The following is a 13917-nucleotide window of genomic DNA, read 5'->3' as shown; positions in this document are numbered from 1 at the left end:
CCCCTGACACCCCCGATGACACCCCGAGGACACGGATGTCCGTACCGCCTCCGTCCGACGAGCATCCCCCCGGCCGGCGGGCACTGGCCGCGCCGGCCGCGATCGGGGTGGTGGCCGCGGTGGGCAGCGCGCTGGCCGCCGCCACCAACATCTGGGACCTGCCGGTGGCGGTGAGCCTCGGCGTCACCGGCACCGCCGCGATGCTGGCCGGGGTGCTGGCCTGGGCCACCGCGACGCCGTCCAAACGCCGTCAGGTGGCAGGGCCGGACGGCCCGGTCGCAGCCGAGCTGCCGCCGGTCATCGCGCACTTCACCGGCCGCGGCGAGGCCCTGGCCGACCTGCGCGAGCGGTTCCGCGACCGGACCGGCGACTCCCCGTTCGTGGTCTCCATCTACGGCCAGGGCGGCGTGGGCAAGTCGGCCCTGGCCAGCCGGTTCGCGCACGACGTCATCGACGACTTCCCCGACGGGCAGCTCTACTTCGACCTGCGCGCCGGCGACGACCTGGTCCGCCCGGAGGACGTGCTGGTCGGCTTCCTGCGCTCCCTCGGCGTACGCCTCACCACGGACCCCGGTGGGCTGCGCGAGCTGCAGAAGCTCTGGTGGACCTGGACCAAGGACCGCCGTCTCCTGATATTTCTGGACAACGCGCAGGATGGGGATCAGGTGAAGGACCTGATCCCGACCGAGCCCCGGTGCGCGGTCGTCGTCACCTCCCGCAAGCCGCTGCTGCTGCGCAACACGTACGACACCCAGCTGCACGTCTTCACCGAGGCCCAGGGTGTCGAGCTGCTGGCCCGGCTGGCCGGCGGCGACCGGGTCGTGGCCGACCTGGAGTCCGCCCAGACGATCGTCCGCCTGTGCGACCGCCTCCCGCTGGCCATCAGCATCTGCGGCGGCCGGCTCGCCACCCGCGGCCACTGGTCCCTGCGCGACCTGGCCCACCGCCTGGAGGACGAACGCCGCCGCCTGGACCAGCTGGAGATCGGCCGCCAGCTGGACGGGAGCGTACGGGCCAGCCTCCAGCTGAGCTACGAGGAGTGCACCGACCTGCAGCGCCGCCTGCTCCGGCTGCTGTCCCAGCTGACCGCCCCCGACGTGCCGGAGTGGGTGGCCGGCGACCTGCTGGACACCTCCGAGACCGACGGCGCCGACCAGCTGGAGATGCTGGTCACCAGCCAGCTGGCCGAATGCACCGGGCACGACACCACCGGCGGCATGCGCTACCGCCTGCACGACCTGGTCCGCCTGTTCGCCCGCGAGCAGCGTCTCGACCCCGCCCAGCGCCGCGCCGCCATCGAACGCGTCCTGTACGGCTTCCGCCGCCGCGCCGAAGCCGCCGCCACCGCCCGCTGGCCGCAGGACTGGACCTCCCGGGCGCCGCGCCGGAGCGCCCCCGACACGATCACCCCCATCGAGATCACCTGGCCCCGCCTGGACGGCGAGCAGACCCGCCGCGAGATCACCTCCGCCGCCTGGTTCACCTCCGAGCGGCTGGCCCTGCTGGCCGCCATCCACCAGGCCAGGAACGAGGGCATGTGGGAGCTGGCCTGGGGCATGGGCCGGGCCTTCTGCTCGCTGTGCCACTCGCTGCGGGCGTACTGGTCGGACTGGGAGGAGGTGGCCGGCATCGCCTGCGAGGCGGCGGAGCGGCTGGGCGACCCGCGCGCGCAGGGCATCGCCCTGCTGGAGCGCTCGGCGGTGGCCGGCGGTCTCGGCCGCCCGGACGAGGCCATCGACGACGCGCGTCACGCCCTGGAACTGCTGACCGAGGCGGGGGAGAGCTGGTGGGCGGCCCGCGCCATGCGCGCCATCGGCATGAGCCTGTTCAACAGCGGTCACCTGGACCTCGGCCGGGGCCATCTGGTCGGGGCCGTCGCCGCCTTCAAGGAGGAGGGCGACCGCTGGTGGACCGCCCGCACCCAGCGCAACCTGGCCGAGCTCCTGCTCGCCCAGGGCGGCCACGGCGAGGCCGCGGCCCTGCTGGAGCAGTCCCTGGCCACCTTCGAGGCGGACGCCAACCGCTACTCCGAGGCCCAGACCCAGCGCGCCCTCGGCGAGGTGCTGGCCGCCAAGGCGCGCGCCCTGGACGCCGCGGGCGACGAGCTGGCGGCGGAACGGCAGTACATCCTGGCCGGGAACGCGCTCAGGTTCGCGGTCAAAGCGTTCCAGGACCGGCACGAGGAGTGGGAGCAGGCCCGCAGCCTGCGCGCCGCCGGGGAGATCGGCGACCCGCGCAACGGCCTCACCGAGTACGCCAACGTCCGCGACGCCAAGGAGATGCTGGCCAGGCTCGGCGACTCCTGGGGCGTGGCCCGGGCGGAGATCTCCGAGGGGCGGGCGCTGGAGCGGCTGGGCCGGGTGCCGGAGGCGGTGGGGGCGCTGCGCCGGGCCGTCGGCGACTTCGAGGCGCTGGGGGACCGGTGGTGGCAGGCGCGCAGCCTCCGTACCGAGGCCGAGATCCTGCTGCGCGCCGACCGCAGGGAAGAGGCCCGCGAGCCCGCCCGGCAGGCCCTGGACATCTACCTCAGCCTGGGCAACGAGGCGGGGGCCCGGCACGCCCGCGAAGTGCTGGAGCGCGCCGAGTCACCCCGTTACTAACGGGAAACCTGCTCATCAGACTGCCACTCCACCGTCGTGCCTGGTCAGGACCGTAGTGGCAGTCCATTTAGCAACTTTCCCATTAGTAGGCCGCCGGGACGCTGAGCAGGTGGGTGCCGGCCTTTCTCGCCTCGGCGATGCTGGCCAGGAACACCTGCTCGACGGCCACGGCGTGGGTGGACATCCGGGCGATCTGCGACACCGCGAGCGCGTCCGGCGCGGTCTCGGCCAGCAGCCGCTCGTACTCCGGGGTCAGCTCCTCCAGTTCGGCCAGCTTGCGCCGGGCCTCGAAGCACCGGTCCGCCTCGACGGCCTGCGCCGCGTACGCCTCCAGGGCCGCCACCCGGGCGGTCAGCGAGGCGGTGACGGTCTCGATGGCCAGGTCGTACGGGCGGACGGCCGCCGCGATGAGCGGGTGCGGATCCTGGCCCACGATCCGCGCGTGAGCCGTACGGCGGGCGGACAGATCGGTCAGGCGGCGGGCGATCTGCCAGGCTTCGTCCGGCAGGGTCCGGTCGTTGTCGATCGTGTCCAGCAAACCCTCCCGATGCACGGTGGACGACAGCACCGCCGCGACGGCCTGCTGGGTTCTGGCGAGCAGGCTCCCGCACTGCTCGTCCAGGTCCTCCGGCAGCACGAACCGGTCGGCATGGGCGTGCACGACACGGAACTTGCGCTCGATCTCGCGTTCCAGCGGGTCGCCGGCCAGCCAGTAGAAGCCCGCGCAGACGCCGAGCAGTCCCAGCAGCGTCATCAGCGCGAGCATGCCCCCGAACAGCAGCGCCAGCAGCCCGACCGCACCGAGGAAGATCTTCGCGGACCGATCCAGGCCGGTCCTGACGGGGAGGCGCCCCCGGCGCACCTCCAGGAGCAGTGGCCGGTGCGTGCGCAGCAGCACGGAGACCGGGAAGGGCAGGCTGGGGTCGACGGCGAGTTGGGGTGGGTCGGCCACGAGACCTCCTGGGGATGATGTTCTGTACTTCCACCGCCTGAGCGAAATATGAGTTGATCGCAAGGATTGCGAAAGAACTAGGAGACATTCATTCTGCCGCCACTCCGCCTTCTTATCCCGACAGATAGGCTCATAAGCGATGAACGAACATGAGCGATGGATAGTTCTGGAAGGCGCGGTCAATGTCCGTGATCTCGGCGGGCTGCCGACCACCGACGGCGGCACCACCCGCTTCGGCCGCATTCTGCGGTCCGACAACCTGCAGGGCCTGACCCCCGCCGACGTCGACTTACTGGTCGGCACCCTCAAACTCCGGCACGTGGTGGACCTCAGATCCAGCACCGAGGTACGGCTCGAAGGCCCCGGGCCACTGGCCGAGATGCCGGAAATCGGATTTCATCACCACACCCTCTTCACCGAGGGCGGCAGATTCACCGACGCCAGCGCCGACACGATCGACGAGCGGGCGCTGCCGTGGGCGAACGCCCCTCGCTACGACGAGGAGCTTCAGGTCACCGGGTACTACTACGGCTACCTGCGGGACCGGCCCGACTCCGTCATCGCCGCGATGCGCGCGCTGGCCCACGACGACGGCATGGCCCTGGTCCACTGCGCGGCGGGCAAGGACAGGACCGGCGTGGTCGTCGCGATGGCGCTGTCCGTGGCCGGCGTCACCCGCGAGGCCATCGTGGCCGACTACGCCGTCACCGGCGAGCGCATCGCGGCCATCCTGGAGCGGCTGCGGGCCAGCGACACCTACCGGGTGGACCTGGACTCCAAGCCGGCCGACCACCACCTGCCCCGGCCGGAGTACATGGACCGCTTCCTGACCACCCTGGAGGACCGCTTCGGCGGCCCCCAGGCCTGGCTCGACCGGTACGGCTGGACCGCCGCCGACACCACCGCGTTACGCGCCCGGCTGCGCGACTGACGCCGGGACTGACACGACCCGCCGCTCGGAGGCCGCCACCCTGGCGGCCTCCAGCACGGCCAGGGCCGCCACCACCCCGGCGGGGTCCACCGGCGGAGCGGCCTTCTCCCGCACCATCGCCACCACACCCCGGTAGAAGTCCAGGTACGCCCCCGGCTCCGTCCGCACCCGCCGCAGGTCGCCCTCGACGCCCAGGGTGCCCCACCGCTCCTCGGGCTCCTCGCCGAATCCGGGCGAATCCGGCCGCTCCCCGGCGCGCAGCCGGTCCTCCTGCCCGTCCAGCCCCCACCGCACGTACGTACGCTCCGAGCCCACCACCCGGAACCTCGGCCCCAGCTGGCCGGCGACCGCGCTCATCCACAGATGCGACCGGCCCCCGTTGGCGTGGTCGAGCGCCACGAACACGTCGTCGTCGGCGTCCACGCCGTCCCGGCGGATGTCGCTCTCCGCGTACACGCCGGTCACCGGGCCGAGCAGCTGCAGGGCCTGGTCGACGAGGTGGCTGCCCAGGTCGTAGAGGAGGCCGCCGATCTCGCCGGGGCCGCCGCGCTCCCGCCAGCCGCCCTTCGGCACCGGCCGCCACCGCTCGAACCGGGACTCGAACCTGCGGATCTCGCCCAGCTCGCCGCGCAGCCGCTGGATGGTGAGGAAGTCGCCGTCCCAGCGCCGGTTCTGGAACACGGTCAGCGGCAGATCCTGCTCCCGGGCCAGCCGGATCAGCCCGTCGGCCTCGGCCGCGGTACCCGCGAGCGGTTTGTCCACCACGACCGGCAGTCCCGCCTCCAGGGCGGCCGTCGCCAGCGGCACATGGGTACGGTTCGGCGACGCGATCACGATCAGGTCGGACCGGTCCCACAGCTCCTCGGCGGACTCCACCACGTCCGCGCCCGTGGCCCGCGCCGCCTCGGCCTTGGCGGGGTCGCGGGTCACCACGGCGGCCAGGCGCAGGCCCGGCGTCGCCGCGATCAGCGGGGCGTGGAAGAAGCTGCCCGCGGGTCCGAATCCGGCCAAGCCGACCTTGATGTCATTCATGCCCATAGATTAGTGAGCACGGCTGTTCAGCATGGCGACCCGGGTCCGCGTCAGATCTCCCGGTCGTCGCGTTCCGCCAGAAACGCCTCGAACTGGGCGGCCAGTTCGTCGCCGGTGGGCATCGGCGTCGACTCGGCCATCAGGTTCTCCTTGTCGGCGCCCGTCTGGAACGCGTCGTACTGCTGCTCCAGGCCTTCGATCGCGCCGGACAGCTCCGCCGAGGCCTGGATCTGCTCCTCGATCTCGGCCGTGGTCTTGCCGGCCGCCTCGCGCAGCGACTCCATCGGGAACACCAGGCCGGTGCCCCGGGTGATCGCCTCCAGCGCCGCCACCGCGGCCTGCGGGTATTCGGCCTGGGCCAGGTAGTGCGGCACGTGCACCGCGTAACCCACCGCGTCGTGGCCCTTGCCGCCGAGCCGGAACTCCAGCAGCGCGGCCGCGCTGCCCGGCACCTGCACCCGGCCGAACGGGCTGGTCTGGCCGTTGATCAGGTCGGGGCGGCTGCCGTGCGCGGTCAGGCCGAGCGGGCGGGTGTGCGGCACGCCCATCGGGATGCCGTGCGCCGTCACCATCTTGCCGATCTTCAACCGGGTCGCCAGCATGCCCACCGCCTCGGTGAACAGCTCCCACTCCCGGTCCGGCTCCGGTCCAGTCATGATCAGGAACGGGGTGCCGGTGACGTCGTGCACCAGGTAGACCGCCAGTTCCGGCATGTCCGCCTCGACCCAGCGGTCGGTGTCGAACACCATCATCGGCCGCCGCGAGCGGTAGTCCAGCAGCCGGTCGATGTCAAAGGTCGCGACGACCCGGTGCTCCAGTTCGGCGAGCAGATGCCCCAGGGCGAGCCGTCCGGCCGCCCCGGCGTCCACGAAGCCCTCGAAATGGTAGAGCAGCACCGGATCGGTCAGCTCGGGGACGTCTCCGTCGAGCCGGTAGAGATCCGTCGGGTCGAACACGATGTCAGCCTCTCTTCAGGTCCTACTCCCTGAACCTACGACTCGCCCAAACGATTCCGGGCGGTTTCGGGGACCCTATCGCTGGGCGATCTGACTCATGTAGCCGGATCCGGCTCTGGAAGCCTTCGCCGGGACACCGGCCACGAGCGCCGCGAGTCACGCATGCTCGCGTCCTACCACGGCGGCGCTGCAACGGTCCAGGTTTCGCGCGAGCCCGACGGGGGCGGCGTGGACGACAGGGTGGGCGACGGGGTGGACGACGGGGCGGGATCAGCCCTCCGGGCTCTCCTCCGGCAGCTCCATCTCGTCCAGCGCCGTCGCGATGGTGTCCTCCAGGCTCAGCTTGGCGCCCTCGGCGTGGAGCTCCCGGTACCGTTCCCGGCCGAGCACCTTCACGCACTCCTTGACCGACGTCTCGTACTCCTGGGAGAGGAACGGGGAGCCCATCTGCGGCAGCCCGAAGGTCTTCCAGTTCATCTCGGACGCGCCGAGCAGGTAGGCCGCCTGCTCCACCCGGCCCTCGGCCACCGACAGGCGGGCGATCGTCTCCAGCACCAGCAGCACGCCCGGCACGTCGTGGAAGTGCCGCTTGATCCGCAGCGCCTCCCTGGCGCTGACCACGGCGTCCTCCGTGCGGTTGGTGTTGAGCTGGACGATCGACAGGATCCAGCGCGCGTACGAGCGCAGCCACAGCTCGCCGCGTTCGTTGCAGACCTTCAGGCAGTCCTGCAGCAGTGTCTCCGCCTCGAAGAAGTCCTGCTGCGCGGTGAGCACCAGGGCCAGTTCGCCGATCGCGGGCAGCAGGCCGGGGTTGAGCTCCCGGCCGCCGCGATGGAACTCGATGGCCACGCCCAGCAGCGCGGTCGCCTCTTCAGGTCGCCGCCCAGGAACGCCGCCGTGCCCTGCATCTTGGTGGCCAGGATCACCGCCGTGGAGTCGCCCACCTGGACGGCGTCGGTGCTGCACCGCTCGGCGGCCTCCATCGCGCCCGGGATGTCGCCCTGGGCGCTGCGCACGTAGGAGAGCACCCACAGCGCCTTGCATCGTTCCTTGCTCGGCGCGGTGGACTGGGCGACCGCGCGCTCCAGATAGTGGCGGCCCTCCCGGACGAAACCGCAGGCCACCCACATGAACCAGAGCGAGGACAGCAGCTCCAGGCCGATCCGCACGTTGCCCGCGTCGGCCAGGCAGTAGTCCACCGCCACCCGGATGTTGTCGTGCTCCTGGCGCATCCGGACGAACCAGTGCACCTGCCGCGGACCCGACCAGGCGTGCTCGCCGCGCTCGGCCAACTGGAGGTAGTAGTCCCGGTGCCGCTGCTTGAGCCGGTTGGTCTCGCCGAGCTTGTCCAGCCAGTCCTCGCCGTACTGGCGGAGCGTGTCGATCAGCCGGTACCGCTGGCCGGAGACCGTGCTGTAGCTGAGCAGCACCGACTTGTCCACCAGGCCGGTGATCACTTCCAGGATGCGGTCGGCGGCCAGGCTGTCGCCCGCGCACACGTAGCGGGCCGCGTCCAGTTCGAAGTCGCCCGCGAAGACCGCCAGCCGGGCCCAGAGCAGCCGTTCGGCCGGTTCGCACAGCTCGTGGCTCCAGCCGATCGCGGCGCGCAGCGTCTGGTGGCGCGGCAGCGCGGTCCTGCTCGCGCCCGCCAGCAGGCTGAACCGGTCGGTCAGCAGGGCCAGGATCTGGTCCACCGAGAGCGCCCGCAGCCGGACCGCGGCCAGTTCGATGGCCAGCGGGATGCCGTCCAGCCGCACGCACAGCTGGGCGACGCTGTTGACGTTGCTCTCGTCCACCACGAAGTCCGGCACCACGGCCGAGGCCCGCTGCCGGAACAGCTCCACCGCCTCGTTGTGGTACGGGCTCTCCGCCGGGTCGTCGCCGGGCACGATCAGCGGCGGGATGGCCACCGTGGACTCGCCCTGGGTGTTGAGCGAGCGCCTGCTGGTCGCGATGATGCGCAGCTTGGGCGCCCGGGCCAGCAGGTCCTGCGCGAGCTGGGCGCAGGCTTCGACCAGGTGCTCGCAGGTGTCCAGGACCAGCAGCAGCTCGCGCTCCGAGAGCCAGTCGCCGAGCGTGTCGGTGCTCTCCCTGGCGGACTGGTCGGCGATGCCGAAGGCGGTGCTGATGGTGTGGTGCACCATGTTCGGGTCCTGCAGGCGGGCGAGATCGACATACCAGATCCCGTCCTTGAACTGCTGGCGGACCAGATGGGCGATCCGGAGCGCGGTGCGTGACTTGCCGACCCCGCCGATACCGGTCACCGTGACCAGCCGCGAGTTCTGCAAACGTTGTCTGATGGTGGTCAGGAGCCTGTTTCTCCCGACGAAACTGGTGAGTTCCGCGGGAAGATTGCCCTCTCGCCGCCATCCTGCTGGCGTTGCCATGCCGCCTCACGGGGGTTGTTGCGTCCGGCCTGCACCTGTACCTATGCAATTACTCGCCCATCCGGGCACTTTCCTGTTCCCGCATCGTACCTTGCGCGGGGATAGATGTTCGGTTGACCGGTCATGACGTTTCTCCCCCGGGGGAATTAACCCGGAGGAGAGTCGATATTATTGGCCGCATGACAGAGCAGCAGCCGGATGACATGCGTCCGGTGGACCTCTTCGACGACGGTCTGCCGGTGCTGCCCGATCAGACCGCCGATGACACCGACCACGGGTGGGGCGAGTGGCGGGGCGATGACGACGACGCCCGGTTGATCGAGGACCGCCCGCCCCACTGGGGCTGACCGGGCTCAGTTCTCCCGGTTCTCGTGGCTCTCCGGGGCCGGCTCCTCGAGCTGGTCCCACCACCAGGTGATGGCGGTGACCGGGAGCGGGTCGAGGCTGGCGTCCAGGGGCTCGTCCTTCCAGGTGCGGGGCATGCTGATGCGTTCCGCCGTGAGCTCGTCGTCCGGGTTGCGCGGGTCGCCGTACCGGTCGGTGATCATGCTCCATTCCAGGTAGCCGCGGACCCATTCGCCGAGGCCGTGGACGTAGCGGGTGAGCTCGGAGCCGGCGTCGGTCTTGACGTCGTCGCTGAGGCGCAGGAACAGCGACATCACCCGGTCCCGCATGGCCACCGCGGTGGTCAGCGCGTCCGTGATCGAGCAGTCGTTCTGGTGGGCCAGCACGCTGACCAGGTTCTGGAGCTCGGCGTAGCCGTACCGTTCCTTGCGGAAGGCCTCCTTGTTGAAGGAGATGATGTCGTTGTCCCAGCCGACCAGGGCGTTGGCCATCTCGGTGAGGGCGCGCACCCGGGGGGTGGACATCTCCTCGGCGGAGACCTCGTAGCCGGCGCTGATGTCGATGAACATCAGGCTGGGGGCGGTGGCGGTGACGTTCAGCCACATGGCCACGTAGTCGTTGACCCGGGGGATGCGGTTGGCGGAGCGGTTGACGGCCTCCCAGATCAGGCCGAACAGGTACTTCCTCATCTCCTCCACCCAGCGGGCGGTCTGCACCGGGGTGGCGTAGAGGTCGAGGCGGCGGCGCAGGTCGCGCAGGCCCTCCGCCCACGGGTTGCCGGGGAGCATCCGGGCGGTCGGGGCCTCCAGGATGCGGGCCAGCTTGCCCAGCAGCTGGACCAGCTCGTCCAGCGACGACTCGTCCTCGCGCTCGTCGCAGTACATGTCGTCGAAGGTGAACAGCCAGAAGAGCTGGTCGCTGGCGATCTGCAGGCCCTCGCCCGAGCCGTGCGGCATGGTGAGCGAGGCGAAGTAACCGACCTTCTGCGTGGCCAGGTAGTCACGCTGCGTACGGCTTCTGTGCAAGCCGAAATCATCCATCCACTGCACGGTGCGCCGATCTATCTCGGCGGCCTCCGGGGAGATCGCGTACGGGAAGGGGCAGTAGAAGGAGGGCACATCCATCTGGGAGACGGGGATCGAGTTCACGGCGGTTCCTTTTGGACGAGGGGCGGGAGGCCGAGAGTTGGAGTGGGGCGGGAGGTCGAGAGGCAATGCGAAAACGCGCATGCGGGGCGGCGAATAACTTGTAATGAAAAATCCGGATTTATCGGCTTATTTCCGTTCCGGATTGGGGCGGGGCGTCAGGTGTCCCGGGGCTCCAGCGTCATGGGGATCTTGTCGGCGGACATCGTCCCCAGCGCCAGCTCCCTGACCTGGTGGCCCGGCACCGGACGCAGCCGGAACCGGGTGGGCAGCGTGGCCAGCACCAGCGCCATCGAGATCCGCGCCAGCGGCTCGCCCGCGCACTTCCTGGTGCCCGCGCCGAACGGCAGGAACAGGTCCCTGGGCATGCTCCCAACCCGGTCGGGAGCCCACCGGTCGGGGTCGAACCGCATCGGGTCCGGGTAGACGGCCGGGTCCCTGAGCAGTGCCGACGGGCTCACCAGCAGCTCCGCGTCCGCCGGGATGGGCACGCCGCCCAGCTCCAGGGCCCTGGTGGTGCGGCGCATCACCAGCCAGCCGGGGCTGCGCCGCCGCAGCGTCTCGTTGACCACCTGCTCCGCGTAGCCGAGCTTCGGCAGATCGTCCGCCGTCACCGTACGGCCGGCCAGGACCTGGTCCAGCTCGTCGTGGAGCCGCCGTTCCACCTCCGGGTGCTGACCGAGCTCGTGGAAGATCCAGCCGAGCACGTGGCCGGTGGTGTCACCGCCCGCGACCACCAGGGAGAGCACCTCGTCGCGCAGCTGCTGGTCCGTCATCGGCAGGCCCTCCGCGTCCCGGGCGGCGAGCAGCATGGACAGGATGTCGTGGTGGTCGCGCTGGTCGGCCCGGTAGTCGGCGATGACCTTGGTGATGGCGCGCTCCAGGCGGTCCCTGGCCGCGTTGAAGCGCCGGTTCGCCGGGATCGGCAGCCGTTCCAGCAGGTCGCTGGGGACCACCGTGCGGATGCCGACGCCCACCATGAAGTCGGCGATGGACTCCTGCACGTCCTGGACCTCGCCGGCGGCGGTGTCGGAGGAGAAGAGCGTCTTGGTGATCAGCGCCACCCCGAGCCGGTCCATCTCCTTGGCGATGTCCAGCGTCATGCCCGGCTGCCACCAACTCGTCCGCGCCTCGATCACGGCGCGCATGGTCTCGATGTCGTACCCCGGGCGGGAGTGGTGGAAGGCGGGCTGCACCATGCGCCGCTGCCGCATGTGGAAAGGACCGTCGGAGGTGCCGAGCCCGTCGCCCAGCAGCGGGCGCAGTTTGCGGAAGAACCGGCCGCGGGCGAACGTGGTCCCGCCGTCGCTCACCACCTCGCGGGCGATCCGCGCGTCGCTGATCACGTACGCGGGGGTACGGCCGAGCCGGACACGGACGACCCCGCCGTGGTCGCGCATCTCCTCCATGAAAGCCAGGCGGTGTCTCACCAGGGACGGAATATGCCCGAGCAGGGGGAGTCCGCCGGGCGCGGCAGGCGTTAGCTGAGTCAGCTGAGGCATTGGCGCGTTCCCTTGTGTCGGCTCGGCAGGGTCGTCCGACTCGTTCGTCGGGTCCGACTGGATCGTGTGAGTCGATGGATCCGGATGATCTAGCAGATCCGGCCGTTCAGCAGTGCCGTTCAGCAGTGCCGTGCAGGAAGTCCTGTTGAGGAAGTCCTGTTCGGGCGGTCCTGACTGATCTGGCTGATCTGGCTGAATCGACCCGTACGACCAGTGCGGCCAATGGCCACGCCGGAGACGCGCCCCCGATTAGCGAGCGCATGCTGATCGGCATGCCCGCTGGTACCCCTTCAGGAAATAAGTCCCATTCATTCCGACATGAAATGGTTGTTCTGTCAATGAGTCCTGACGGCCGGAGTCGGACAGATGCTACGCATCTGAAATCGCATGTGATATACCGTGCCCATTCAGTCGCTAATGTCATTGTTCATCACTGACAGTCGCGATGATTGGCTGTGTAGCCATTTGTCGTGATGTGATTCGGCACGGCCGGAAATATCAGGACACGACGTCCTTACGGCGGAATCGCCGAAACGCGAACGCGATCAGGATGACCGCGTACGTCAGCGCCACCGCCACGCCTTTGATCATTCCGCTGTAATCGGGCACCGGGGCCAACGCGTCCAGCCAGGCGGTGTTCCAGAACGTGGGCAGGAACTCGCGCAGCCCGCCCAGTGCCTCCACGGCCTGCAGGATGGTGCTGACGATCACCAGGCCGACCGCGCCGCCCACCGCGCCCAGCGGCGAGTCGGTGCTCACCGACAGCAGGAACGCCACCGCGGCCACGACCAGGTTGCTGACCATCGCGTACCCGATGACGACGGCGAACTTGGGCAGCACGTCGGCGGCGGGGATGATCTCGCCGGTGCCGGGCACGGTGATGTCGTTCCAGCCGAACACGATCGTCCCGGCCAGCAGCGCCATCACCGGGACCACCGTCACGGCCGCGGCCGAGTAGCCGAGCGCGACGATCAGCTTCTGCCGCAGCAGCCGGTCGCGGGGGATGGGCGCGGCCAGCAGGTAGCGCAGCGACGACCAGTTGGCCTCGCTGGCCACCGTGTCCCCGCAGAACAGCGCCACCGCGACCACCAGCAGGAAGCTGGCCGAGACCGACAGCGCGAACGCCGCGAAGTTGAGCCCGCCCGCCGTCGCCAGATCCGACAGGCGCAGGCTGTTCTGGTTGTTGTTGTTCCCGGGCCCGAACTGGAAGGCGATCACCAGGATCCACGGCAGCGCCATCAGCAGCCCGAACATGACCAGGGTGCGGCGCCGCTTGAACTGCCGGATGATCTCCACCCGGAGCGGCAGCGTGTGCCCCGGGGCGTAACCGAGCGCTCCGGTGCTCATGCGTTCTCTCCGATCAGGTCGAGGAAGACGTCCTCCAGGCGGGTGCTGCCGTTGAGGTGGCCCCGGCTGAGGAGTTCGGCCACCGGGCCGTTGGAGATCAGCCGGCCGCGGTGCATGACGACGACGTGACTGCAGGTCTGCTCGACCTCGCCGAGCAGGTGGCTGGAGACGATCACGGTCCGCCCCTTGGCCGCGTACGCGCGCAGGACCTTGCGCATCTCGGCGATCTGGGGCGGGTCGAGGCCGTTGGTGGGTTCGTCCAGGACGAGCAGGTCCGGCAGGCCGAGCATGGCCTGCGCGATGGCGAGCCGCTGCCGCATGCCCTGGGAGTAGGTGCGCACCGCGCGTTCCACCGCGTCGCCGAGACCGGCGATCTCCAGGGCCTCGTCCAGGTGCGCGTCGGCGGGCGGGCGGCCGGTGGCACGCCAGTAGAGCTCCAGGTTGTCCCGTCCGGACAGGTGCGGCAGGAAGCCGGGGCCCTCCACGAACGAGCCCAGCCGGGAGAGTACCGGCGCGCCCGGCACGACCTTGCTCCCGAAGATCTTGATTTCGCCCTCGTCCGGGTGGATGAGGCCCATGAGCATGCGCATGGTGGTGGTCTTGCCCGCGCCGTTCGGGCCCAGCAGGCCGAGCACCTGGCCGCGGTCCACCCGGAACGACAGGTCGTCCACGGCCTTCTCGCCGTTGCGGTACCGCTTGGCCAGGCCGGTGATCTGCAAC

General features: G+C 70.3%; 11 protein-coding genes. 3 read left to right on the top strand and 8 right to left on the bottom strand.

Annotation, left to right across the window (positions count from 1 at the left end):
• Window positions 1-35 precede the first annotated feature (35 nt).
• Entirely contained in the window at window positions 36-2600 is a 2565-nt protein-coding gene (locus Aph01nite_RS33485) for an ATP-binding protein (protein ID WP_204045053.1), read from the top strand.
• 82 nt (window positions 2601-2682) lie between these two features.
• Here the strand turns inward: Aph01nite_RS33485 and Aph01nite_RS33480 are convergent, their stop codons facing one another.
• The gene (locus Aph01nite_RS33480) at window positions 2683-3552 is read right to left on the bottom strand and encodes a hypothetical protein (RefSeq protein ID WP_204045052.1); all 870 of its coding nucleotides are present in this window, start codon (window positions 3550-3552) and stop codon (window positions 2683-2685) included.
• Window positions 3553-3691: 139 nt separating this feature from the next.
• On the opposite strand from Aph01nite_RS33480, the gene Aph01nite_RS33475 reads away from it, so the two are divergent.
• Complete coding sequence (locus Aph01nite_RS33475; RefSeq protein WP_204045051.1) at window positions 3692-4483, top strand: tyrosine-protein phosphatase; 792 nt, start codon at window positions 3692-3694, stop codon at window positions 4481-4483.
• On the opposite strand, the gene Aph01nite_RS33470 is transcribed toward Aph01nite_RS33475, so the two are convergent.
• From Aph01nite_RS33470 to Aph01nite_RS33460, 3 genes are all read right to left on the bottom strand, one after another.
• Window positions 4460-5515, bottom strand: coding sequence for a Gfo/Idh/MocA family protein (locus tag Aph01nite_RS33470; protein ID WP_204045050.1), 1056 nt, complete (start codon window positions 5513-5515; stop codon window positions 4460-4462). The two genes, Aph01nite_RS33475 and Aph01nite_RS33470, sit on opposite strands and share 24 nt — an antisense overlap.
• Before the next feature lie 50 nt (window positions 5516-5565).
• On the bottom strand, window positions 5566-6471 hold the full coding sequence (locus tag Aph01nite_RS33465; RefSeq protein ID WP_204045049.1) for a proteasome assembly chaperone family protein: 906 nt from the start codon (window positions 6469-6471) through the stop codon (window positions 5566-5568).
• A gap of 716 nt (window positions 6472-7187) precedes the next feature.
• Entirely contained in the window at window positions 7188-8759 is a 1572-nt protein-coding gene (locus Aph01nite_RS33460) for an ATP-binding protein (RefSeq protein ID WP_239162176.1), read from the bottom strand.
• A gap of 278 nt (window positions 8760-9037) precedes the next feature.
• Between Aph01nite_RS33460 and Aph01nite_RS33455 the strand changes: the two genes are divergently transcribed.
• Window positions 9038-9205 carry a hypothetical protein gene (locus Aph01nite_RS33455; RefSeq protein ID WP_204045048.1) on the top strand — a complete coding sequence of 56 codons (168 nt, stop codon included), beginning with the start codon at window positions 9038-9040 and terminating at the stop codon, window positions 9203-9205.
• A 6-nt stretch (window positions 9206-9211) separates the two neighbouring features.
• On the opposite strand, the gene Aph01nite_RS33450 is transcribed toward Aph01nite_RS33455, so the two are convergent.
• The 4 genes from Aph01nite_RS33450 to Aph01nite_RS33435 form a co-directional block, all read right to left on the bottom strand.
• Window positions 9212-10351: a terpene synthase family protein gene (locus tag Aph01nite_RS33450; protein WP_204045047.1), complete on the bottom strand. Its 1140-nt coding sequence runs from the start codon at window positions 10349-10351 to the stop codon at window positions 9212-9214.
• Window positions 10352-10506: 155 nt separating this feature from the next.
• On the bottom strand, window positions 10507-11850 hold the full coding sequence (locus Aph01nite_RS33445; protein ID WP_204045046.1) for a cytochrome P450: 1344 nt from the start codon (window positions 11848-11850) through the stop codon (window positions 10507-10509).
• A 498-nt stretch (window positions 11851-12348) separates the two neighbouring features.
• Entirely contained in the window at window positions 12349-13197 is an 849-nt protein-coding gene (locus tag Aph01nite_RS33440; protein ID WP_204045045.1) for an ABC transporter permease, read from the bottom strand.
• The coding region (locus Aph01nite_RS33435; protein WP_204045044.1) for an ABC transporter ATP-binding protein at window positions 13194-13917 on the bottom strand (724 nt) is incomplete at its 5' end. The genes Aph01nite_RS33440 and Aph01nite_RS33435, both read right to left, overlap by 4 nt.

It is taken from the genome of Acrocarpospora phusangensis (assembly GCF_016862995.1).
GTDB lineage: Bacteria > Actinomycetota > Actinomycetes > Streptosporangiales > Streptosporangiaceae > Acrocarpospora > Acrocarpospora phusangensis.
Note: the sequence above shows the minus strand (reverse complement) of the source record. Positions and strands in the feature narration are given on the sequence as shown.